This window comes from Nannocystis exedens, assembly GCF_002343915.1.
GTDB classification, from domain to species: domain Bacteria; phylum Myxococcota_A; class Polyangia; order Nannocystales; family Nannocystaceae; genus Nannocystis; species Nannocystis exedens.
This window is the reverse complement of sequence record NZ_NETK01000001.1, coordinates 3416502-3439875: the sequence shown is the minus strand read 5'-3', so window position 1 is coordinate 3439875 and position 23374 is coordinate 3416502. Positions and strand designations below refer to the sequence as shown.

The window sequence follows — 23374 nt, the reverse complement described above, 5'->3', positions numbered from 1 at the left end:
GGAATGTTCTCCGCTAGAGGGGCGGCATGACGCGCTTCGCCCCGCTGTTCGCCCTGTCCGCCGCCCTGGCCACCGGCTGTTTCTTCACCGACGAGGACACGCCCTTCATCGAGGCCGACGACGTCCGGCTCGAGCTGCCGGAGTCGATCGCGGCGCGCGAGGGTGGGCAGGTCCGCGGCGCCCTGCACATCGGCGTCGAGTCCACGGCCGACCATGTCAACCGCTGGGTGACCGTGCTGGTCGAGCACTGCGCGCGCGTGATCGCCTACCTCGACGACGTGCAGCCGAACGAGCGCGACGGCGACACCCGCATCTACGGGCCGTACGCCGACACCGAGGGCCGCGATCTGGCCTGGCTGGTCCGCGTCGAGACGATCGAGGACGGCTCGAACTACGAGATCTACGTCGGCGGCCGCGACGCCGAGACCCAGGCCGAGATGGCGCTGCTGCTGGCGGGCGACCTGCACAAGGACGACACCAAGCGCAGCGGCGGCTTCAAGATGGACTTCGACGTGGTCGAGAAGCACCCCGAGATGAAGGGGCCCGACGCCGACATGAGCGTGCTCGGCGGGCTGGTGGCCGTCTCCTTCGAGCGCGACGTCGAGACCGAGGAGAAGCGCATCGACCTCGACTTCCAGGCCGTCCGCTTCGAGTACCTCGGCTACCTCGACGACGACGTGTTCTACAGCGACGACAAGTACAGCTACACGCGCGACGCCGAGGGCGGGGGCAGCTTCGACCTGACGCTGTACGGCGAGTGGGACGACTACGGCTGGAGCGGGCCGGAGCGCGAGAAGGCCAGCGTGCAGGCGGCCTGGGACGGCGACGGCAACGGCCGGGCGCGCGGCAGCATCCTCGAGGTCGAGGGCGTCGGCGACTTGAAGCACGGCGATTTGTTTCTCGACGAGTGCCAGGGCAGCGACGGCTTCCTCACGTGGCGTTCGCTCAACGAGCCCTATGCGCTCGAAGCGCCCGGCTACGGCTTCGGCGACCCGAAGTCCTGCGTGATCCCGGCGAGCGCGCTCGACGGGCTCTGAGCGAGGGCGCCCGCGACCGGGCCGGAGTCGGCGTGGACGGCGAATTTTAGCCGATCTCGCGGCCCGGCCTGGTCCTTTTAAAAGGCGCAGTATACTGGCTCTACAGTCATGAGTGCGACGCGTCTGAAGAGTCTCGGCAAGCTGGTGGTCCTCATCGGCCTGCCCGTCGCCTTCGTCGTCGGCCTGTTCGGCGCCGGCGTCTACGTCGGGCACGGGCACCGGACGGCGATCCTCTCGTTCGAGCGCGACTGGCTCGGCCTCGACGTGACGGTCCCCGGCGAACCGGCCAAGCCCAGGTCCGAGACGGCCAAGCCGGAGCCGAAGCCCGAGCCGACGCCGACGACCACGCCGGAGCCGCCGAAGCCGGAGCCGCCGAAGCCGGAGCCGCCGAAGCCGGAGCCGACGACGAAGCCGGAGCCGAAGCCGGTCGAGACGCCGACGCCGAAGCCGGTCGAGGCGCCGCCGACGACCGCGGCCGCGCTCCCGGTGGCGGTCGCCGAGCCGGCGCCGCTGCCCCCCGAGCTGCAGGCCCGCCTCGCCGAGCCGCTCAAGATCCGCGTCAAGGTGGTGGTCGACAACGAGGTGTTCGACCGCCGCAGCGACTGGATCGACTACGCCGAGCGCCACGTCCGCTGGGCCTCGCAGGTGCTCCTCCGCGAGCTCGGCGTCGAGCTCGAGCTGCGCGGGGTGGTGGCCTGGCCGACGACCTGGTCTTCCGGACAGGAGGCGTTCGTCGTCCTCGGCGCGGTCGACACCGACGGCGCCGACCTGGTGATCGGCCTCGGCGGCCGCACGATCCGCACGCCGGTGCAGGCCGGCCCGACCACCGACAAGCGCCAGGCCAGCAGCGCGATCGCGTTCAGCTCCGACCCGACGTCGCCCGCGCCGCACCTGCGCAGCCTGCTGCGCGCGGTCACCCAGGCGATGGGCAGCGACCCGATCGCCGCCGACGCCGACCCGATCGCGTTCTCGGCCGAGGAGCGACGGATCCTGCTCGAGCGCAAGCACCTGCCCTTCATCCCCGAAATCGAGGACATGCCCCCGCCCGCGCCGCCGGCCGACGACACCGTCGCGCCCGAAGGAGACAACTGAGATGGCCGCCCCCGCCCGCGCCCCCCAAAACAGCCCCAAGCGGCAGGAACCCCCGGCCGGCCCGCCGGCCAAGCGCGAGGAAGAGGAGGCGCCGCCGTCCCGGCTGGCGTGGTTCATCGGCTGGGTCGGCGTGCCCGGCCTCGTGTTCGGCGGGATCTTCGGCGGCGGCGTGCTGGTCGGCGCCCACTACCCCGACGGCTGGATCGCCTGGGCCGTCACCGGCCTCGCCGGGCTGCTCGGCGGCTGAGCGCCGCTCGCCGGGCCCGTGACGGGCCCTGCGCGAAAGGACATGCTCGATCGAGCATGTCCTTCTGCGCAGGCTCGAAAGGACATGCTCGAACGGGCATGTCCTCAGGAGAAGCCTCAGCAGGGCGCGAGGATCCGGCCGGTCTCGACGCGCATCGCCTCGCGGTAGCGCTGCAGCTCGGCCTCGATGTCGGCGGCGCTGCCGCCCCGGGCGGTGACGAGGCGGGTGGCGACCTCGCGGGCGACGCTGGCGCCGAGGCCCTCGTCGGTGAGGGCGAGGGGGATCCGCCGGCGCATGATGTCCTCGAGGTGCACGGCGCCCTCGTGGGTGATGGCGTGCTCGACCTCCGCCCAGCAGTACGGCAGGTCGTGGATGATGCGGGCGCCGAGCCGCGGGTCGGCGTGGATCTGCGAGTACAGCTGGCGCGCGAGCGGGCCGTGCCGCTGGGCGAGATCGGCCAGGCGGGGGTCGTGCAGCTCCTCGGCCGAGAGCGGCAGGCCGGCCACCAGCGGGTGGCGATGGGTCTGGCAGCGACCGATCCCGGCCGGGAGCTGGCCGCGTTGCCGCAACCGGCGGACCACGCGGTCGACCGTCTCCTCGGCCATCGAGCGGTAGGTCGTCAGCTTGCCGCCGACCACGGCGATCACGCCCTCGGCGGTCTCGAGGATCCGGTGGGTGCGGGAGATCTCGGCCGTCGGGTCGCCGGACGCGGCATGCTCGTCGCGCACCAGCGGCCGCACCCCCGACCAGGCGCTGACGATGCGGTCCTGGCCGAGCACCGCGCGCGGCAAGACCTTGCCGATCAAGGCGAACAGCTCGCCGGTGTCGGCCGGGGTGACGCCGGAGGCGGCCGGGTCGCCGTCGTAGGCGGTGTCGGTGGTGCCGAGGTAGGTCCGCGGGCCCCACGGGACGACGAACAGGATCCGCCGCTCCTTCTGGGCCTGGACCACGAGGGGCTGGCGGACCGGGACGTCGGCGGCGCGCAGGACGAGGTGGATGCCGCGCGAGAGGGCCAGCAGGTGGGCCCCGGCGACCCCGAGCAGCCGCTCCGACGTCCACGGCCCGGCGGCGACGACGACGCTGCGCGCGCGCACGCGGAGGTCGCCGTCAAGTTCGACGACCTGGACTTCGCCCTCGCGGCGGATGGCGACCACGGGCGCGTAGGTGAGGACCTGCGCGCCGTGGCGGCGAGCGTCCTGCAAGGTGGCGAGGGTGAGGCGGGCGTCGTCGGTGACCGCGTCCTCGTAGGTGACCGCGCCACGGAGGCCCTCTTCGCGGAGCAGCGGCTCGAGCGCGCGGGCGGCGGCGGGGCGCAGCACGCGGTGGCCGTGGCTGCGGTAGAGGCTGAGAGCGTCGTAGAGCGACAGCCCGATCCGCAGCTTCCACAGCGGCAGGCGGTCGCCGCGGTAGGCGGGGAACAGGAAGCGCGCCGGCTGAACGATGTGCCCGGCGATCTTGTAGAGCAGCCGCCGCTCGCGCAGCGCCTCGTAGACGAGGCCGAGCTCGCCCTGCTCGAGGTAGCGGACGCCGCCGTGGATCAGTCGGCTCGAGCGCGAGGAGGTCCCGAAGGCCAGGTCGCGCGCTTCGACGACGAGGACTCGCAGGCCGCGGAGGGCGGCGTCGCGGGCGACCCCCGCGCCGGCGATCCCGGCCCCCACGACGACGAGGTCCCATTCGGGCTCGGCTCGGCCGCGCCCCTCGGCGTCGGCTCGCCGCAAGCGTTCCCAAAGCGAGCGGATCTCGGCCGGGCCCCACGGCGGCGGCGACTCTTGTACTGGCAGGACATCGGCGCGATGGTTGCGCCGCACGGCGGGCATTTGTGACACTCTGCCCAAGCCTACCGCGACCCCCCGGAGACCTCGATGGCCTCTTACACGCTCCACATCCAGTACGTCGACCGCCCAGCGGAGACCCGGACGATCACCCAGCCCAAAGTCCTCATCGGCCGAGACGCCGGTGACATCGTCCTCCACGACAGCCAGGTCTCGGGCCGCCACGCGGAGATCCTCTGGGACGGCGCGACCCTCCGCTTTACCGACCTCGGCTCGACCAACGGCAGCTTCCTGCTCCAGGGCCAGCGGGTCGCCAACCTCGAGCTGACCCCGGGCATCGCCCTCCGCGTCGGCAACTCGCTCATCACCGTGCAGAGCATCGACGGCCTCGGGTCGAGCGGCGCCGGCAAGGGCCGCACCGTGATCGCCGCCCCGGGCATGGTCCCCGGCTTCCCGGCGCCGATGAAGCCGGCCCCGGCGCGCCCGCCCGGCCCGGTGATGCCGGCCCCGCCGGCGCCCGCAAGCGGGCCCCAGCCGGGGAATTTTGCCTTTGCGCCGACCGCGCAGCACCCGGGGCCGCTGCTCCGGCCGGCGTCCGCGGGCCTCGCGCCGGGCGCTCCGGGCGGCTTCGCGGCCGCACCGCCGCAGCCGATGCCGGCGCCGATGGCCCCGCCGATGCCGGGAGGCGCCCCCGCGCCGTTCCCCGCGCCGACGCCGCCGGGCGGGTTCCCGGCCCAGGCGCCGACGGGCGGGTTCGGGGCGCCGCCGCAGTCCGGCGGGTTCCCGGCCCAGCCGCAGGCCGGCGGGTTCGGGGCGCCGCCGCAGTCCGGCGGGTTCCCGGCCCAGCCGCAGGCCGGCGGGTTCGGGGCGCCGCCGCAGTCCGGCGGGTTCCCGGCCCAGCCGCAGTCCGCGATCGCCACCCCGCCGCAGGCCGTGCCGACGCCGGTCTCGCAGCCCGTGCCGGCCGCCCCGCCAGGGCCGCCGGTGTTGGTGCCCGAGTCCGCCGTCCCCGACACGCCGCCGGCGGGCGAGCCCGCGGCCGTCGGCCCGGCGGGCGGCGACCTCGTCTCGCAGGTCAAGTTCATCCTCGGCGAGGGCTGGAAGGTGTTCCAGCCGGTCGCCGCGCCCGCGGTCGCGACCGTCGGCGCGGTGCTGATCCCGATCGGTCTGCTCGCGCAGCTCGGCCTGATGATCTTGCCGCTCAGCATCGCCGCGCTGCTGGCGACCTTGCTGTCGCTGGTGCAGCTCGCGGCGATGGTCATCCTCATGCCCGCGCTCGGCCGCTTCATGCTGAGCAGCTACCTGGGTCAGCCGATCTCGATCCAGGCGGCCGTGCAGGAGTCGATCGCCAGGGTCGCCGACGTCGCCGTCAACTGCTTCATCCCCGGCATCGTGTTCGGGGTGTTCGCGGCGCCGATTTATTACGTCGAGGACAAGAAGATCGGCGCGGTGATCGGGCGCAACTTCAACCTGCTCGGCAAGGAGCTGGTGCCGATCCTCGCCTCGGTGTTCGGCGCCGCCCTGGCGGTCGGCATCGGCATGACGATCGTCAGCATCATCTTCGGCTTCTTGCCGCTCGGCGGGATCTTGAGCAGCATCCTCGTCAACGGCGTGACCGCGTTCCTGGTCGCGTTCTTCTCGGCGCTGAGCGTGTGGCTGTACTTCTGGGTCCGGCGCAAGCACGAGGGCGGCGACCCCGAGAGCGAGGCGCGCGCGCGCCTCGGCGGGGCCGCGAGCGCCCTCCCGAGCGCGTGAGCCTGCGCGTCGCCGGCGTGACGGCGAGCTGAAGTGGCACCTGGCCTTTCCGCCAGGTGCCACTTCGTCTTCGCGCCTGCGGGCGGTCGAGTCGCACGACGCATGCGCCACGTCACGCGGTTCGTTCGCGCCCGCTGCGCTGCGACTTGGCGCTCGTCTGCGGTCGGTTTACCCCAGCGCCGTTCTCGCCTAGGCTTTGCCACGCGCATGGACATGCCGACGCTCAGCAAGAACCTCCGCTTCGATCTCCGCGACCTGCCGCGGTTCCCGAGCCTGACCCCGGAGCTGCTGCGGCTGGCCTATCAGGAGATGCTGATCGCCCGCTGCCACGTCGAGCGGGTGGTCCAGGAGTGCGCCAAGGGCACCATCAAGTTCGCGATCTGGGGCTCGGGCGAGGAGCTGCACGGGGCGGCGGAGGCGATCGCGTACGCCGAGGTCGTCAACCCGGAGGCGTTCGGCATCTGCGCCCATTACCGCTCGGCTGGTCTTTTGGCCATGTGGTCGCGGCTGCGCGGCTACCAGGACTTCCACCTCGACCACATGCGGCAGCAGCTGTGCAAGGCGACCGACCCGTGGACGGGCGGGCGGCTGATGACGGCGCACTTCAACGACCTGCGGTTCAACACCTTGCCGGTGCAGAGCGCGCTCGGCATGCAGTTCGGCAAGGCCGTCGGCTACGCCCAGGGGCTGCGGCGCAAGGGCCACGACGACGGGCTGGTGGTCGCGGTGGTCGGCGACGGCACCACCGCCGAGAGCGACATGCACGAGGGCATGACGGGCGCCTCGATCCTGCGCCTGCCGGTGCTGCTGACGATCACCGACAACAACGTCGCCATCAGCGTGCGGCCCGAGGACGGCCGCGGGATCCGCAGCTTCGAGCACTACGCCGCCGCGTTCGGCTTCGCCTACTTCGAGTGCGACGGCAACGACTTCCTCGGCTGCTACGAGACCGCCCGCGCGGCCGCGGAGTACTGCAAGGAGCAGCAGGCGCCGGCGCTGATGTGGGTCAAGAACCTGTCGCGCCTCAACAACCACAGCTCGGCGGCCGACTTCACGTTCGAGTTCGACAGCTACGACCCGCTGATCGACTTCGGCGAGGCGCTGGTGCAGGCGGGCGTGCTGGCGCCGCACGAGATCCTGCGCCGCAACGCGATCACCGAGGGCAAGGACTACTTCCGCCGCCACGACTGGGGCACGCTGGCCAAGGCGGCCGACGACTACGTGGTCGAGACGATGGCGATCTGCGCCACCGAGCCGGAGCCGACCTACGAGTCTGTCCTTTCGGACATCCGCGCGCCGTTCCCGGCGGTCGAGGAGGCGCCGCCGGAGAACCGGCCGACGGCGATCTCGATCAACGGCGCGATCCGCTCGGCGCTGCAGGCGATCCTCAAGGCCAACCCGATGTCGTGGGTGTACGGCCAGGACGTCGGCAAGAAGGGCGGCGTGATGGTCGCGACCAAGGGCCTGTACGAGCGCTTCCCCGACCAGGTCCGCGACGCGCCGATCAACGAGCCGCTGATCCTCGGCACCGCGTTCGGGTTCGCCCTGCACAAGGGCGCGACGGCGATCCCGGAGATCCAGTTCTCCGACTACTCGCTCAACACGCTGCACTGGCTGGTGCTGCTCGGCAACCAGCGCTGGCAGTCGGCGGGCACGGTCGACGTCAACGTCATCTTGCGCCTGCCGGTCGAGCCGCTGCACGGCGGGTCGGTCTACCACTCGATGTGCATGGAGGGCTTCTACGCCTCGATCCCGGGCATCACGATCGTCGCGCCGACGACCTCGCGCGACATGTACGGCCTGCTCCGCAGCGCGGCCGAGTACCCGGGGCCGGTGCTGGTGTTCGAGTCGAAGGGCCTCTACCGCATGACGCTGGGCGACGCGTTCCCCGGCGAGCCGACCGACCCCAAGGAGATCGCGGCGCTCAAGCGCAGCATCGGCTTCGGCGGCCACATCCCCGACCTGCCCGACGACTTCCGCGTGCCGCTCGGCAAGGCCGCGCTGCGCCGCCCGGGCAAGGACATCACGGTCGTCACCTGGGGCCGCTGCACCCTGTTCTGCGGCGAGGCGGTGCAGAAGCTCGCGGCCGAGGGCGTCGACGTCGAGCTCATCGACCTGCGCACGATCGTGCCCTACGACAGCGAGGCCGTGCTGGCCAGCGTGCGCAAGACCGGCCGCCTGCTGGTCGTCCACGAGGACCGCGTGTTCGCCAGCCTGGGCCGCGAGATCCAGGGGGCGGTGCAGGAGGCGATGGCCGGCGAGAACGTGATCACCCGCGTGCTCGGCCAGGACCCCAGCCCCGGCATCCCGTCGCCGATCGAGATCGAGGAGCAGATCGTGGTCAGCCCCGAGAAGGTCCACGCGGCTGTCCTCGAGGTCATGTCGATCCGCCGGGTCGCTCCTGCCCGGCCTGCGGCCGACTCTGCCGCGCCGGCCCGGCCCGCGCGCGGCGGCGCGGACGTGTTCGCGCGCCCGCAGATCTTGTGGACGCCGAGCCGTAACTCGGTCACCTGATGCACGAATTCGCGGTCCTCGACGAGCTCAAGGTCGGCGGCCTCACCTTGCGCGGGATCACCCGCGGCGGGGTCGAGACCTGTCTCATGGTACCTGAACTCGGGGTCATGTTCGACGTCGGCATGTGCCCGCCCGGCGCGCTCAAGTTCGACACGATCCTGGTCTCGCACGGGCACGCCGACCACCTCGGCGGGGTCGGCTACCTGGTGTCGCAGCGCCAGCTGATGCGCGCGCCGCCGCCGGCGATCCACGTGCCGCAGGAGGTCCACGAGCCGCTGACGCGGATCCTCCGCGGCTGGGCCGAAATCGAGGGCTTCGACCTGCAGTGGCAGCTGCACGGGCACGCGCCCGGCGAGCGCTTCTCCCTGGGGGGCGGGTTGGCCCGCGGGTGCGCGGCGCACTGCCTGCGGACGACCCACCGCGTGCCGTCGCTCGGGTGGATCGTCGAGCGCACGACCAGCCGCTTGAAGCCGGAGTACGTCGGCCTGCCGGGGCCGGAGATCGCCGCGTTGCGGCGGAGCGGCGCCGACGTGCTCGACGCCCACACCGAGCCGCTGATCTGCGTCACCGGCGACACGCAGATCGAGTTCTTCCAGCAGCACGAGCTGGTGCGCCGCTGCCGGGTGCTGGTCCATGAGGTCACGAGCTGGACCGCCGAGCGGGACGTCGCGCAGACGCGCCGGTGGGGCCACACGCACCTCGACGAGCTGGTCGCCGAGTCGGAGCGGTTCACCGGCGAGGCGCTGGTGCTGGTCCACCGCAGCATGCGCCACAGCCGGGCCGAGGCCGAGCGGCTGGCGCGCGAGCGGTTCCCCGCGGGGGTGCGCGACCGCGTGGTCGTGTTCGGTAACTGAATTGGGGGACAGGGAGTAAAGGACATGGCCGAAGGGACACATGACGACGCGGCGGCCGACGTCCTGATCCTCGGGGCCAGCTTCGCGGGGATCGAGCTGGTCCACCAGCTGCGCCGCAGCGCGCGCGGGCGGGGGCTGAAGATCACGGTGGTCGACCGCCAGGCCGAGCACCCGTACATCCCGCTGGTGCAGGAGCGGCTGGTCGGGCGCATCGACCCGGGCAAGGCGGTGCTGCCGACGCGGCGCTGCGTCGAGCAGAAGGCGGCCGCGCGCTACGTGGTCGGCGACGTCGTCGAGCTCGACCCCGACCGCAAGGAGGTCGTGCTGGCCTCGGGCCAGCGGCTGCGCGGGCGCTTCATCGTCGTCGCGCTCGGCTCCGTGCTGGCGCCGCCGGCCGGCATCGAGGGGGCGGAGCGGTTCGTCGACTACAAGTTCGAGGGCGAGTTCGCCTCCGCGGCCGACCGGCTGGCCGCCCTGCTGGGCCCGGACGGCGAGGCGACGCGGCGGGTGAGCAGCGGCGACGGGCCCTACCGCGAGGGCGAGGCCAGCGGCCCGGCCGGCGAGCGGCCGGAGATCGTCGTCGTCGGCGGCGGGATCTCCGGCGTCGAGCTCGCCGGCGAGCTCGCCCGCCTCGCGCGCGTGCGACCGGCCGGCTGGCGCGCGCCGAAGGTCACCCTGGTCCACTCGGGCGCGCGCCTGGTGCCGAACCTGTGCGAGCGCGCCGGTCGCAAGGCCGAGCGCCACCTGCGGGCCCAGGGCGTCGAGCTGCGGCTGAACACGCGGCTGACGCGCCTGGCCGCCGGGACAGCTTCGGTCCGGCCGGTCGGGCCCGGCGGGGACGCGACGGATGTCCCTTGCGACATGGCCTTCTGGTCCGGTGGCGTGCGGCCGGCGCCGGTGCTGGCGAAGCTGCCGCTGCCGCGCACCGCCGCCGGCTGGCTGGCGGTCGGGCCGACGCTGCAGTGCTTCGCCACGCCGAAGCCGACCCGGCCGGACATCTTCGCCATCGGCGACGCGGCGCGGGTGCAGAGCGCGACCGGCGAGTGGCCGACGATGCAGCGGGCGATCGAGTGCCTGTGGCAGGCGTGGCTGACCGCGGACAACCTGACGCGGCTGGCCCGCGAGGCGCCCGACTACCCGCACGGGGTGCCGCCGCTGCGCCCGCACAAGCTGCGCGAGGACTTTCCCCACGGGGTCAGCATCGGCGACAAGTCGCTGGTCGTGTACGGCCGGCTGGTGGTCGACTTCGCGGCCGTCAACATCTGGTTCCGCCGGTTCCTGATGCGGCAGTACATCCGCCGCTACAGCTGAGCGGTGTGGCGACGTGCTCTGTAGAGCATGTCCGAACGACCATGTAGCTGCGACGGGAGGGCGCCGCCGATCCGCGTCCGACGCGGAAGGCGAGCTTCGGTGGTACGGTCGCGGGATGGGAAGAGCGCTCGTGAGCCCGGAGATTCGCGCGGCGGCTGGCTGGCTGAGCCTCGCGCTGGCGTGCGCGCGCGCAGGCGAGCCCGCGCGCACCGAGGCGCCGCCGACCGAGGCGCGGCTGGAGAGGAAGACGGAGATCGTCGAGCCGGTCGGCGTCGATCCGTCGCTGCTGGTCAGCGCCGAGCTCACGCCGGGCGACGTCGAGGCGAAGTGCCACGCGCCCGAATACCTCGCGCGCTGCCTGCAGGCGCGCGCGCACCCGCAGGTGCGCTTCACCTGGACCCTCGTGTTCGACGAGTACCGGACGGACGAGCGCGGCGATCAGGTCGCGTACACCGAGGCCGAGCAGCTGGCGCGACGGCGGCGGGTGATGGACCGCTTGCAGGCCGACGGGGCGCGGGAGATCCACACCTACTCCAAGCTATGGAGTGTGCTGGTGGTGGCGACCCATCCGCAGGTGCGCGGGGCGATGGCGCTGCCGGAGGTCCGCATGGTCTCGGTGAGCTGCGCCGACGACGACCGCGAGTTCTGCGACTGCGGGCGCCTGCGGGTCGATCAGTGTCGGGCGCACGCGTTCTGCGGCGAGGTCCACGGGTATCCCCACTGCCGCGAGCCCCTGACCCTCGCGGGCTGCACGCGCGCCGAGGGGTGCACCGACTCGATGAGCCGGGCCCGCGACCCGCGCGGCGTGATGTGGCAGTTCCGCAGCGGCTGCTACCCCGACCAGCCGGGCTGGGAGCCGCTCGGCTCGGCGATCGATATGGTCACGGGCGAGCCGCGTTGCCCGGGCGGCTGATCGCGGCGCGGGAGTGACATGTCTTCGAGGGCATCATGAAACTCACCTGTCCATGAGAACAGGCTTGTTCGGCCATGCCCTCCGAGATATGCCACGCCGCAGGCGACTGCGCTCCGCCTGATGTGGCCCTCGCGACATGTTTTAAAAGGCATGGGCGATGGGGACCGGCGCGGTCAGCTGCGGCGCGCACGGCGGTGCGCGGGGGGAATCGGCGAATCTACGCGAAACTGCGAGCACGAGGGGTCGAGACCTCGCGCGCGCCGGCGATTGCGGTAAATGGCAGAAGGCGCGGCGCGAACGACGAATGCGGTGTCGCCCGGAGGCCGCGCCGCGGGGCCGCGATCCGGCGCTCTACCGGGGTTTTACGGCGGTTTCGTGAGCGTTGCACGATTGCTCGCAGTCGGCGGCGCCGCTAGACGTGGCCACATGCAGCGGTCTGCCCTCTTTCTCCTGGTCTTCACAATCGCGTGCAACGGCGGCGGGACGTCGTCGGGCACGGACTCCGACACCGCCTCGTCCACCGGGTCCGGTACCGGCGCCGGTACCGGCAGCACCACCGGGGACGACCCGACGACGAGCACCTCGACGTCGACGGGCACGAGTCAGGCCTCGACCACGACGAGCGACGGGCCGACCACCGCGAGCGGACCGACCTCGACCACGACGAGCACGACCGGCGTGGACACGACCGGCGTGGACACGACCGAGGGCACCACCGACGAGCCGGGCGACGCGATCTACGATCCCGCAGAGGACGGGCCGTGGCAGTTCGGCGAGCTCGCCGCGGAGCTCGACGTCGACGGCGAGGCGATCGGGGTGACCGCCTACTATCCGACGCAGGGGCCCGAGGGCGGGCCGTATCCGGTGGTGACGCTCGCCCACGGCTTCAACCTGCCGCCGACGCAGTACACGAGCTACGCCACCCGGCTCGCCTCGCACGGCTACGTCGTCCTCAACGTCGACCACGCCGGCTACATCTTCGGCGCCGTCGACCACGTCGCCAACGCCAACCAGGTGCTGGCCGCGCTCGACTGGGCGGCCGAGCATCCTGTCCTCGGGGACATCTCCGACGTCGACAACGTCGGCGCCACCGGTCACTCGCTGGGCGGCAAGATCTCCGTGCTCGCGGCCATGTACGACGCCCGCGTCAAGGCCTCGCTCACCCTCGACCCCGTCGACGGCGCCAACATGTGCCCGAACATGCAGGCGTGCCCCGACGTCAGCGGGATGCTGCCGATCGCCATCCCGCTCGGCTTCCTCGGCGAGACCCTCGACACCGCAGGCTTCATGGCCTGCGCGCCGGCGGCCGAGAATTTCACGACGTTCTACGCCGAGGCGAGCGCGCCGGCCCTGCAGGTCACCGTCCACGGCGCCAACCACATGAGCTTCCTCGACGACGTGGGGTCGTGCGGGATCACCTGCTCGTTCTGCCAGCAGCCCACGCTCGACAACGCGGTCGTCAATGACGTCGCGCGCGCCTACGTGGTCGCGTACTACGGGCGATGGCTGCGCGGCAACGCCGGCTACGACACCTACCTGACCGGCGCCGAGGCGCAGCAGCGCTACGTCGACATGGGGCTGGTGACGATCGCGGAGAAGTGACCTCCGGTCGCGACGAAGGGCGAGGCCGCGGCGCGGCTCGCCCTCGTCGCTGTCCCATGAGACCTGCCCGGAACGGCAGGTCCTTCGGGTCAGGTCCCGCTGAACTGCACGTCCTCGAACACGAGGGTCGGGGCGCGCAGGCTCGAGTACGGGTAGGGGTCGTCGCCGACGACGGCGAGCTTGGCGAACAGGGCGGCGAGGTTGCCGGTGACGTTCATCTCGCCGATCGGGGCGCCGATCTTGCCGCCCTTGATCTGGTGGCCGCGGAGGCCGAGCGAGAAGTCGCCGGTGGTCGGGTCGCTGTTGCCGCCGAGCCACGAGGTGACGTAGATGCCGTCCTGGACGTCGGCGATGAGGGCGGCCAGCGGCTTGTTGCCGAGGCCGAGCACGCGGTTGCTGGCCGAGCCGGTGGTCGGGGCCATGCCGAGCTTTTTGCCGTAATAGGTGTCGACGTAGTAGTTGCGGACCACGCCCGCCTCGATGAGCGGCATGCGCTTGGCCGAGATGCCCTCGCCGTCGAAGTGGCGCGAGCTCAGGCCGCGCGGCAGCAGCGGGTCGTCGGTGATCGTCAGCTTGTCGCCGAACACCTTCTGGCCCTGCTTGCCGGCCAGGTAGGAGCGGCCCTGCTGGATCGACGCGGCCGACAGCGGCGACAGGGCGCGCGAGATCAGCGAGACCGCGGCCTCGGGGTCGACGACCATCGTCGTGCGCACCGTCGGGCCCTTGGTGCTGCCGAGGCGGTCGATCGCCCGGCGCAGCGCCAGCGCGGCCACGGCCGCCGGCTCGGGCAGGCCGGACAGGAACCGGCCGACGGCGTGGGCCGAGCCCTCGGGGCGCTTGTCCTCGCCCTCGCGCACCGTCGCGGTGCAGGCGTAGCCGACGTAGCTGCCCTCCCAGGAGCCGTCGAAGCCGTTGCTGCTGGCGGCGGCGCCCTGCGACTCGCCGCTGAACAGGTTGCTCTCGGCCGAGATGACGCGCGCGTCGGAGTGGGCCTTGGCGTCCATCTCGGCGCACCAGGCCTCGCGCTGCTCGCGGGTCAGCTTGGCGACGGACGGGTCGACGCGCTCGAGGTCGGCGGTGGGGCGGTCCTTGAACAGCGCGGGGTCGGGGATCACGCGGTAGGGGTCGGGCTGGAGCACGCGGGTCAGCGCGACCGCCTCCTTGATGAAGCCGGCCAGGCGGTCGGGCCGCAGGTCGGTGGTGCTGTGCGACGAGTAGCGGCCGTCGACGTAGAGGCTGATGCCGAGGCCGCGGGAGGTGCTCTCTTCGACCTTCTCGACCTTGCCGTCACGGTAGACGAGGGACACCGAGCGGTCGCGCGAGACAGCGGCCCAGGCGTCCTGGGCGCCGGCCTTCTTGGCCAGCTCGATAGCGGTGCGGGCGCTCTGCTGCAGGTCAGACATTCTCGCCTCCGACGGTCATCTTCGAGACCAGGGTGGTGGGCAGGCCCTGCGACACGGGCACGCTCTGGCCGTCCTTGCCGCAGGTCCAGCCGCCGAAGTCGAGCTTGCAGTCGTTGGCCACCATGGTGACGTTGCGCAGCGCCTCGGGGCCGTTGCCGATGATGTTGATGTCCTTGATCGGGGCGGTGATCTTGCCGTCCTCGATCAGCCAGCCGTTCTTGATGTAGAAGGTGAAGTCGCCGGCGCCGATCTGGACCTGACCGTTGGTGAAGGTCTCGGCGATGATGCCCTTCTTGACCGAGGCGATGATCTCCTCGCGCGTGTGCGGGCCGTTCTCCATGTACGTGCTGCGCATGCGCGGCATCGGCGAGTGGCGGAACGACTCGCGCCGGCCCGAGCCGGTCGCCTTCACCTTGTAGTGCTTGGCGCTGATGCTGTCGTGCAGGTACGACGCCATCACGCCGTGGTCGACCAGCACCGTCTTCTCGACCGGGTTGCCCTCGTCGTCGACGTTGAGCGCGCCGCGCTCGCCCGGCTGGGTCGCGTCGTCGACGATCGTGACGAAGTCCGGCGCGACCTTCTTGCCGATCATGCTGGCGTAGATGCTGGTGTTCTTGCGGTTGAAGTCGGCCTCCATGCCGTGGCCGATCGCCTCGTGCAGGAGGATGCCGCTGGCGCCGGCCGCCAGCACCACCGGCATCTCGCCGGCCGGCGGGCGCTTGGCGTCGAACAGCACCATCGTGCGCGACACGGCCTCCTTGGCCAGGAACTCGAGCCGCTCGTCGGTGTACCAGTCGAAGCCGTGGCGCCCGGCCAGGTTGGCGCTGTTGCTCTGGGTGACGTCGCCCTTCTTGGCGGTCAGCATGCACCAAAGCCGCGTCATCGGCCGGACGTCGGTGTGGATGTTGCCGTGCATGTCGGCGATGAGCACGAGCTCCTCGCCGTCGGCCCAGCTGACCGTGACCTTGTGGATCGCCGGGTCGCCCTTGCGCGCGAGCGCGGCCAGCTGCTCGATGCGCGGCAGCTTCTGCACCGTCTGCACCTCAGCCCACGGCTGGCTCAAAGTGTAGAAGTTGGTCGAGCGCGAGCGCTGCTTGAACTCGACCGGGGCGTGCGCCGCGCCGCCGTGGGCGATGCCCGCCGCCGTGCGCGCGGCCGCCAGCATCGCCTCGAGCGAGAGGTCCTCGGTGAACGCGTAGCCGGTCTGGTCGCCGACCACCACCCGCAGGCCGACGCCCTGGTCGATCGAGGAGCTGGCGCGGCTGATGATGCCGTCCTCCATCGTGATCGAGTTGTCGCGGCTGTACTGGAAGTAGAGGTCGGCAGCGTCGGCGCCGCGCGCCGTCAGTTCGCTCATGACGCGCGCGATCGTGGGCTTGTCGACGGAGAACCACGCGAGGTGGTCGGCGAGGGGGGCTTGTTCACCGGGGATCATGGTGGTGCTCCCGGCCTTTGTGGTCCCTCGGCAGCCGCCGAGCAAGCCCGGGAGCCCGAGGCCGAGGGTCGATAGGGCCGCGAACGAGCGGCGAGAGAGGGTCTGGGACATGAAGGGCTCCGCGTGGTGCTGGGGTGCTTGGAAACAAAGAACGGGCGTGAGGTTTCGCGGCGATGAAAGGATGTGGCCGGTGGGCGTAAATCATTCGGCCCAGTGCCGCGCGACCCGGCTGTCGACGACGATCGGCACCGAAGTCACGACCTCGGCCATGGCCTCCTGCATCACCCGCTGGACCAGCGCCCGGGCCGCCTCGCCGTGCTCCTCGGGGACCTCGGCCAGGTATTCGTCGTGGACGCAGAGGATCCCCCGGCCCCCGAGCTCGGCGAGGGCCGGATGCAGGGCGATCATGGCCTTTTTGAAGCCCTCGGCGGCGGTGCCCTGGACGGGGATGTTGAGGGCGGCGTTGAAGCTGAACTTGCCGGCGGGGAAGCGCTTGCGCCGGCCGAGCGCGGTGCGGACGGTCAGGTCTTCGCGGGCGCTGCGGGGCTGCAGGGCCGAGACCTTGCGGTGCCAGGCGGCGATGCCGGGGAAGGTGGCGAAGAAGGCCTCGCGGGCGCGCTCGGCGGCGGCGAGGTCGAGGACGAGGCCGTAGTTGGCCTCGGCGTACTCCTGGAAGCGCCGCGCGCCCATGCCGAACAAGAACCCGAAGTTGACGGCCTTGGCGAGCTTGCGCTCGTGGGCGGTGACCTCGGCCTCGGGCTTGCGTGCGAGGGTCGCCGCGGTCGCGCGGTGCGGGTCGCGGCCGGCGTGGAACACGTCCCGCATGGCCGCGCACGGCGCCAGGTGGGCCGCCACGCGCAGCTCGATCTGCGCGTAGTCGGCGATCACCAGCACGTTGCCCGGCTCGGCGCGGAAGCACGAGCGCAGGCCCGGGGCGGTGTGCTCCGACGGGACCTGCTGCAGGTTGGGCTGGCTGCAGGCGAACCGGCCCGAGTCGGTCGCCAGCGGGTGCAGGTGCGGGCGCATGCGGCTGTCGTCGCCGAGGTGCTCGCGCGGCCAGTGGGCGTAGGTCGAGATCAACTTCTCGAGCTGGGCCCGGCGCTCCGGGGCCTCGGTGACCTGCAGCTCGGCGCGCCAGCCGTCGGCGATCGCGGTCCAGCGCGGGCCGTCGACGCCGACGCCGGCGGCCTCCATGGCGACCACCGCGGGCAGGAGCTTGCACTCGAGCTCGTAGGCCCGCGACAGGCCGTGGGCTCGCAGCTCGGGGGTGAGGACGCGGAGCAGCGCGGGCGCGGCGGCGGCGGCGGCGGCCACGACCTCGAGGCGCGACCAGGCCGGAAGGACCTGTCCCGAGAGCCATTCGCCGGGCAAGGCGGCGCCGAGGTGGCGCCGGCTCAGGGCGGCGATCTCGAGCTCGTCGTGGCGGGCGATCACCCCCTCGGCGAGGAGGGTGGCGGCGGTCCGCGTGCAGCCGACCCGCGCGACCGCCAGGCCGAGGCCGGCGAGGGCGGTGAGGTGGAACTGGGCGTCGGGGAAGACGACGTAGGGCGCGTGCGGGCCGGCGAGCACGGGCGCGAGCTGCCGCAGGTCGGACGGCGAGAAGCAGTTGCAGTGGACGACGAAGGTGCGGCCCTCGGCGGCGAGCGCGAGCAGGTCGACGCGGACGCGCCGCGGGTCGCTGGCGGACTCGCGCGGCAGGTCGGGGTGCGGCGCGGCGAGGACGACGGCGACGCCGAGCACCGGGCTGCCGACGAGCGAGTCGACGGCGCGGCGCAGGCCTGCGGCGTCGAGCACGTCCTCGCTGGCGATCGCGGTCACGGCCCGCCAGTGTAGCGCGAGCGAGGGCGCGCTTCGACGGTGAACGGGCTGCGGCGGCGCGAACGAAGATCGGGGCGGTCGGCGAGCGCGCGAGCGAGGTGCGAGCGCGCCGAGGTTCACGAGGTCGCCGCGGGGCGACGTGAGGACGCGACGGTGGACGCGATCTCGGCGCGTCGAGGTTGCGCGGGCGTCGGTGCGACGTGACGCAGCGAGTGGAGGACGCGAGGTCGTCGGAGTGACTCCGTCGCGTCACTCCTCGCGCGGGGCTCACGGCATCGGCGGGGGCATGCCGCCGCCGCCCTAAGTCTGGCAGGACGGCTGGTCGAGCGACGCGCGGATGGCGATCACCTTCGACGCGAGCATGGCGCCGTCGGGCATGCGGGCGACGGTGAGGAGGTAGTTGGTCTTGTCGTCCTCGCCGCCGATGATGTTGTCGGTCTCGTTGGTGGTGTCGGGCTGGCCGAACTCGCTGTACTCGGGGTGGTCGGCGAAGATCTCGGCGTTGAGGTCGTCGCTGAAGAACAGCTGCGAGGTGGCGTACAGCGCGTCGTCGAGGTACACGCGGAAGTGGATGTGGATCGCGCGGCCGCCGTACCAGCCGGGGAAGCAGGTGTCGAAGTCGACGCGGCCGTCGCTGCCGGTCGTCTGCGTGCCGCGGAAGTAGAGGTGGTTCTCGGCGTCGGGGTCGTCGCCGTAGCAGAACGCCCCGCTCGGCGTCACGCCCGAGTACACGCCCGTGCGCTGGGTGTGCCAGATCTCCACCTTCGCGTTCGCCAGCGGCTCGCACGTGTCCGCCGCGACGATCCGCAGCGCGAGGCGGACCGGCAGGCCGGACCAACCCTCGCTCACGTCCTGGCGCTCGATCGCGTCGGCCGTGCAGGGGCCCGCGGTGGTCTCGCACATCAGCGCGCACTCCGTGACGCCGCCGGCGAACGGGTCGGGGTAGCAGTGCTTCATCGTCATCGCCGCGGTGCCGCCGGTCGCCCACGCGGTCGCGTCGCCGCAGGCGGCGCCGGTGGTGGCGCCGGTCGGGTCGTCGCCGGTGGTGCTGTTGTCGGTGGTCTCGGCGCCGGTGGTGAGGCCGCTCGTGGAGGTCGGACCGGTGGTCGAGTCGGTGGTGCCCGTCGTGGTGGTGGCGTCGCCGTCGGTGGTGCCGGTGGTGGTGTCGGTGTCGCCGCTGCTGGAGTCTCCGCAGGCGGCCAGGACCGCCGCTGCTGCGCCGCCGAGGGCGCCGAGCGCGAATTCGCGCCGGGTGGGACGTCGAAGGATGGATGGCGCTGTCATGGTGCTTGCTCCCTCGTCGAGGATCGTAGGCGAGGGATCTTAAGCAAATGTTGCAGGTCGCGGGTGAACACCAAGCGGAGTCGTGCAGGCGGCTCACGCGGGGCGGCGTTGCGCGCGGCGGGCGGATCGAGAACCACAGAGGCGTGGCGGAGCGCGTGCTGATCATCGAGGACGATCGCGAGCTGGGGCGGCAGATCGTGATGCACCTGCGCCGGGCGGGCGACGATCCGACCTGGTGGACGGAGGGGCGGACGAGCGCGCCCGAGGGCGCGGCCCGTCGTCGTGCTGGTGCTGTTCGACGCGGTCGCCCGCCACCGCGCGGCCGAGGAGGCGCTGTCCGGCTACGCGCAGGTCGAGCTCGACGGCGCGGTGCCCGAGTCGCCGCTGCGGGTCGACGCCGATGTCACATTGCTCGAGCAGGCGGTCGGCAACGTCGTCTACAACGCGATCCGTCACAACCGTGCGGGCGGGCACGTGGCGGTGCTGCTCGAAGGTCTCGCCGGCGACAGGTTCCGCTTGCGGGTGGTCGACGACGGCCCGGGTGTGCCCGCGGACGAGCTGGCGCGGCTGGTCGAACGCGGGTTTCGCAGCGACGCCGCGCAGGCGGGCGCCGGACGGACAGGGGCTCGGGCTGCACATCGCGGCCCGCGTCGCCGCGCTGCACGGGCTCGAGCTGGTGTTCGACAGTTCGGCGGGCGGCGGGCTGCAGGTCGATTTCATCGGCCCTCGCATATGCGCAGAGGTTGCTGATTCCACGCAGTAGGCGCACTTGTGAGCTAGATCCCGGCGTGTGCGCCGTTGCGCTTGTGGACAGGTGTGCGGGGCCCTCGCGCGTGGCGAAGCTCGCAGCGATGGCCGCGAGTTGGGCGCGATTGCGGCGAAGATCCGCGCCTCTGTGCCCCCGAGCGGGGTTTTCGACTACACCTTGTCGGCTATGGAGAGCAGCGTGACGAGCCCGATCAAATTGCCCGTGGTGACGACCACCACGGCGGCTCCCGGCGGCGAGCCGGTGCCGGCCCTCAAACCGCCGGTCGACCCGGCCTCGCTCGTCCACCGGCAGCTCCTCGGCGGCGATTTTTGGCGCAAGATCCCCGCGTATCGCGACATCGACGAGGCCACGTTCCTCGACCACAAGTGGCAGGCCAAGCACACCATCACGCGGCCCGACAAGCTGCTCGAGGCGGTGCAAGAGCTGGTCTCGCCGGAGTTCATCGCCGACGTGCGCGACGGGTTCCACCGCTCGCCGATGAGCCTGCGGGTGTCGCCGTATCTGCTGAGCCTCATCGACTGGTCCAATCCGGTCGCCGACCCGCTGCGTCGGCAGTTCATCCCGATGGGCTCGCGGCTGCTGCCCGACCACCCCAAGCTCGACCTCGACTCGCTGCACGAGCAGGCCGACGCGCCGGTGCCGGGGCTGACCCACCGCTACCCCGACAAGGCGCTGTTCCTGGCGCTCGACACCTGCCCGGTGTACTGCCGGTTCTGCACCCGCAGCTACGCGGTCGGCATCGACACCGACCAGGTCGAGAAGGTGCACCTGCGGCCGACGCAGGACCGCTGGGAGCGGGCCTTCGCGTACGTGGCGTCGCGGCCGGAGCTCGAGGACATCGTCATCAGCGGCGGCGACGCGTACAACCTGCGGGCCGAGCACATCGAGGCGATCGGCAACCGGCTGCTGGACATGCCCAACATCCGGCGCATGCGCTTCGCGACCAAGGGCCCGGCCGTGATGCCGCAGAAGATCCTCACCGACGACGCGTGGTTCTCGGCGCTGGTCGGCGTGGTCGAGCGCGGGCGCAAGCTGCACAAAGAGGTGGTGCTGCACACGCACTTCAACCACCCGTCGGAGCTGACCGAGATCACCCAGCGGGCGATGAACCGGCTGTTCTCGGCCGGCGTGTTCGTGCGCAACCAGTCGGTGCTGCAGCGCGGCGTCAACGACACGCCCGAGGCGATGCGCCTGCTGATCAAGCGCATGAGCTACCTGAACGTCCACGCGTACTACGTGTACGTGCACGATCTGGTGAAGGGCGTCGAGGACCTGCGCACCACCGTCGATACGGCGATCGAGCTCGAGAAGCAGGTCCGCGGCCTGACGGCCGGCTTCAACACGCCGACGTTCGTGGTCGACGCGCCCGGCGGCGGCGGCAAGCGCGACTGCCACTCGTTCGAGCACTACAACCGCGAGACGGGCATCAGCGTGTACCGCAGCCCCAACGTCAACGCGGACGCGCACTACCTGTACTTCGACCCGATCCACCTGCTCCCCGAGGCCGGCCAGAAGCGCTGGGCCGACCCCGCGGAGCACGACGTGATGGTGCGCGAGGCGATCGCGGCGGCGCGGGACCGCCGGCGCTGAGACGGCGAGGTGAGCCATGCCGCGGTCACGGCCGCGGCATGCGCTCGCGAAATGAGGCGGCGGCGGCATCGAGTGGTTCGCGGGCATGGACTCGCGAATGCGGCGAGGTCGGGGCGACGGGCGGGCGATGCTGTTTCGCGGTGCTGCTTACCGGCAGCGATCGGATGCTTCGAGGGCCGTGGGAACCGTCGCATCGCTACGGCTGGTTCGACCTCGAAGACAGGGGGCCGCGACACGACCGGCATCTCGGGCGCCGAATCGAGGGAGCCGTTCGTGCCGACGCCCGGCCGTCGTTTCGGCGAGGCGAGCGCCGTGAGATCGGACGCGCGAGCTCCCTGAAATGGGGCCTCGCCGGCGCGAGCGTCACGGGGCCTGCGGGCGCGTCGGTGAGGCGCGGCCGCGTGTTGCTCACGGAATGGGACCTCGAGGGCGCGAGCGTCACGGGAGCCTGCGGGCGCGTCGGTGAGGCGCGGCCGCGTGTTGCTCACGGAAGGGGACCTCGAGGGCGCGAGCGTCACGGGAGCCTGCGGGCGCGTCCGTGAGGCGCGGCGTGATGCTCACTGGCACGGGGGCCACGCCGGCGGCACGAGCCTGGGGGCGCGCCCGTGAGGCCTGGCCGGGAGATGCTCCAAAATGGTGCCCCCGCCGGCGCTCGCGTCGCGGGCACGTCCGTGGGGCGCTGCGGCGCGAGGCTCACTGGAGCGGGGCGCGGAGGTTTCACTGCGCGCTGCGACGCGGCGCGATGCGACAGGACGTCGCACGCGAGGTCCTCTGCAGGCGTGCGCAGCGGCGGGGCTCCGCAGACGCGGCGGTCGGGAGTCGCTCAGGGGGACTCGGGATCGCCCGGAACTTCGCGGAAGAGGCGGTCGCGCAGGCGATGCTGGATCTGGCGGGCGCGGACGCCCGAAAAGTGGTTCGCGTGGCGACGGAAGAGCTGGCGCAGCGGGTCGACCTCGGGCGGGGGCGAGGTCCGTGACGACAGCTCCGGTGCAGACACCTCGCGCGGAGGTGTGGTGTCTGCATGGGTGCGCGTGGGCTTGATGGGGGGCATGACGGCCGTCCTGTCGTTGCCTTATGTAGTGATGGCCACGCCCATAAGGATCTGTCTTTCTGAAAATAATCGCGTTCACGCGCTGTAACGGCGCGGACATCTGCAGGTCCAGCGGGCTCTAGCGGGGTTCACGCGTGACCGTTCTGCCATGGCCTTCCGGCCATGTCGATGGTTTGCACAGGGGGCTTTTGCGGGCCTGCGCCTGCAGGTTCCTCGGATGTGGCACGCGGGTCGACGAGGCGGCTACGATGCGTGCAGTGGACGACGAGCGCGAGCTGCTGAGGCGGTGGCGAGAGGGAGACCTCACGGCCGGCAATGCGTTGTTCGAACGCCACTTCGACGGGCTGTACCGCTTCTTCGCCGGCAAGGTGTCGCGCGACGTCGAAGACCTGATCCAGCAGACGATGCTCGCGTGCGTCGAGGGGCGCGACCGGATCGCCGGCGAGTCGACGAGCAGCGTGCGGGCGTACCTCTTCGGCACCGCTCGCAACGTGCTCTACGCGCATTACCGCAGGCACCTGCACGAGCGCTTCGACGCGGTCCACACGTCGCTCGAAGACCTCGGACCGAGCCCGAGCCGGCTGGTCGACGAGGCGGTGGCGGCCCGCCTGCTGGCCGCGGCGCTGCGGCGGATCCCCCTCGACCTGCAGATCTTGCTCGAGCTCCACTACTGGGAGCACATGAGCCACAGCGAGCTGGCCGCGGCCCTCGGGGTGACGCTCGGATCGGTCAAGGGCAAGCTCCAGGCCGCCAAGGCGCAGCTGCGCCGCCACATGGCCGACCTCGCGGCCGGCGACGCGCTCGCCGAGCTGCCGGCGGTCGACCTCGACCTCGACCGGTGGGTCGCCGCGCTGCCGAGCCTGGCCTGGGAAGTGCAAGAAGACAGGTCGTGAAGGACATGGCCTCGTGAGCATGTTCTGATGAACA

The 23374-nt window shown here is 71.9% G+C and carries 18 protein-coding genes; 12 read left to right on the top strand and 6 right to left on the bottom strand.

Annotated features, from left to right (window positions below; translation table 11 throughout):
* Positions 1-26: 26 nt before the first annotated feature.
* From NAEX_RS13485 to NAEX_RS13475, 3 genes are all read left to right on the top strand, one after another.
* Positions 27-1037 (top strand): hypothetical protein, encoded by a 1011-nt coding sequence (locus tag NAEX_RS13485; protein WP_096327910.1) that lies wholly within the window; start codon positions 27-29, stop codon positions 1035-1037.
* A 108-nt stretch (positions 1038-1145) separates the two neighbouring features.
* Positions 1146-2129, top strand: coding sequence for a hypothetical protein (locus NAEX_RS13480; protein WP_143140693.1), 984 nt, complete (start codon positions 1146-1148; stop codon positions 2127-2129).
* Between the two features lies 1 nt (position 2130).
* Positions 2131-2376, top strand: coding sequence for a hypothetical protein (locus NAEX_RS13475; RefSeq protein ID WP_096327908.1), 246 nt, complete (start codon positions 2131-2133; stop codon positions 2374-2376).
* 116 nt (positions 2377-2492) lie between these two features.
* On the opposite strand, the gene NAEX_RS13470 is transcribed toward NAEX_RS13475, so the two are convergent.
* Entirely contained in the window at positions 2493-4193 is a 1701-nt protein-coding gene (locus tag NAEX_RS13470; protein ID WP_096327907.1) for a glycerol-3-phosphate dehydrogenase/oxidase, read from the bottom strand.
* 45 nt (positions 4194-4238) lie between these two features.
* Here NAEX_RS13470 and NAEX_RS53785 point away from each other — a divergent pair, with 45 nt between their 5' ends.
* The 6 genes from NAEX_RS53785 (at position 4239) to NAEX_RS13440 (ending at position 13097) form a co-directional block, all read left to right on the top strand.
* Complete coding sequence (locus NAEX_RS53785; protein ID WP_096327906.1) at positions 4239-5903, top strand: FHA domain-containing protein; 1665 nt, start codon at positions 4239-4241, stop codon at positions 5901-5903.
* 207 nt (positions 5904-6110) lie between these two features.
* Entirely contained in the window at positions 6111-8417 is a 2307-nt protein-coding gene (locus tag NAEX_RS13460; RefSeq protein WP_170135694.1) for a transketolase C-terminal domain-containing protein, read from the top strand.
* Entirely contained in the window at positions 8417-9271 is an 855-nt protein-coding gene (locus NAEX_RS13455; RefSeq protein ID WP_096327904.1) for an MBL fold metallo-hydrolase, read from the top strand. Before NAEX_RS13460 ends, NAEX_RS13455 begins: the two co-directional genes overlap by 1 nt.
* A 24-nt stretch (positions 9272-9295) precedes the next feature.
* On the top strand, positions 9296-10582 hold the full coding sequence (locus NAEX_RS13450) for an NAD(P)/FAD-dependent oxidoreductase (protein ID WP_096327903.1): 1287 nt from the start codon (positions 9296-9298) through the stop codon (positions 10580-10582).
* A 130-nt stretch (positions 10583-10712) separates the two neighbouring features.
* Complete coding sequence (locus tag NAEX_RS13445) at positions 10713-11495, top strand: hypothetical protein (protein WP_096327902.1); 783 nt, start codon at positions 10713-10715, stop codon at positions 11493-11495.
* 426 nt (positions 11496-11921) lie between these two features.
* Positions 11922-13097, top strand: a complete 1176-nt coding sequence (locus NAEX_RS13440; protein ID WP_143140692.1) for a poly(ethylene terephthalate) hydrolase family protein — start codon at positions 11922-11924, stop codon at positions 13095-13097.
* 89 nt (positions 13098-13186) lie between these two features.
* Here the strand turns inward: NAEX_RS13440 and NAEX_RS13435 are convergent, their stop codons facing one another.
* From NAEX_RS13435 to NAEX_RS13420, 4 genes are all read right to left on the bottom strand, one after another.
* Positions 13187-14500 carry a TldD/PmbA family protein gene (locus tag NAEX_RS13435; protein ID WP_096327900.1) on the bottom strand — a complete coding sequence of 438 codons (1314 nt, stop codon included), beginning with the start codon at positions 14498-14500 and terminating at the stop codon, positions 13187-13189.
* Positions 14493-16046 (bottom strand): TldD/PmbA family protein, encoded by a 1554-nt coding sequence (locus NAEX_RS13430; protein WP_096327899.1) that lies wholly within the window; start codon positions 16044-16046, stop codon positions 14493-14495. Before NAEX_RS13430 ends, NAEX_RS13435 begins: the two co-directional genes overlap by 8 nt.
* A 90-nt stretch (positions 16047-16136) precedes the next feature.
* On the bottom strand, positions 16137-17753 hold the full coding sequence (locus NAEX_RS13425) for a DNA polymerase (RefSeq protein WP_096327898.1): 1617 nt from the start codon (positions 17751-17753) through the stop codon (positions 16137-16139).
* A 300-nt stretch (positions 17754-18053) separates the two neighbouring features.
* Entirely contained in the window at positions 18054-19037 is a 984-nt protein-coding gene (locus NAEX_RS13420; RefSeq protein WP_096327897.1) for a peptidase associated/transthyretin-like domain-containing protein, read from the bottom strand.
* 282 nt (positions 19038-19319) lie between these two features.
* On the opposite strand from NAEX_RS13420, the gene NAEX_RS13415 reads away from it, so the two are divergent.
* Positions 19320-19787: an ATP-binding protein gene (locus NAEX_RS13415; RefSeq protein WP_245913706.1), complete on the top strand. Its 468-nt coding sequence runs from the start codon at positions 19320-19322 to the stop codon at positions 19785-19787.
* Between the two features lie 196 nt (positions 19788-19983).
* Positions 19984-21396, top strand: coding sequence for a KamA family radical SAM protein (locus tag NAEX_RS13410; protein WP_245913705.1), 1413 nt, complete (start codon positions 19984-19986; stop codon positions 21394-21396).
* Between the two features lie 823 nt (positions 21397-22219).
* On the opposite strand, the gene NAEX_RS47790 is transcribed toward NAEX_RS13410, so the two are convergent.
* Entirely contained in the window at positions 22220-22447 is a 228-nt protein-coding gene (locus tag NAEX_RS47790; RefSeq protein WP_143140691.1) for a hypothetical protein, read from the bottom strand.
* Between the two features lie 257 nt (positions 22448-22704).
* Between NAEX_RS47790 and NAEX_RS13400 the strand changes: the two genes are divergently transcribed.
* A complete protein-coding gene (locus tag NAEX_RS13400; RefSeq protein ID WP_170135693.1) occupies positions 22705-23340 on the top strand; it encodes an RNA polymerase sigma factor in 636 nt (211 codons plus the stop codon).
* The last annotated feature ends 34 nt before the right edge of the window (positions 23341-23374 follow it).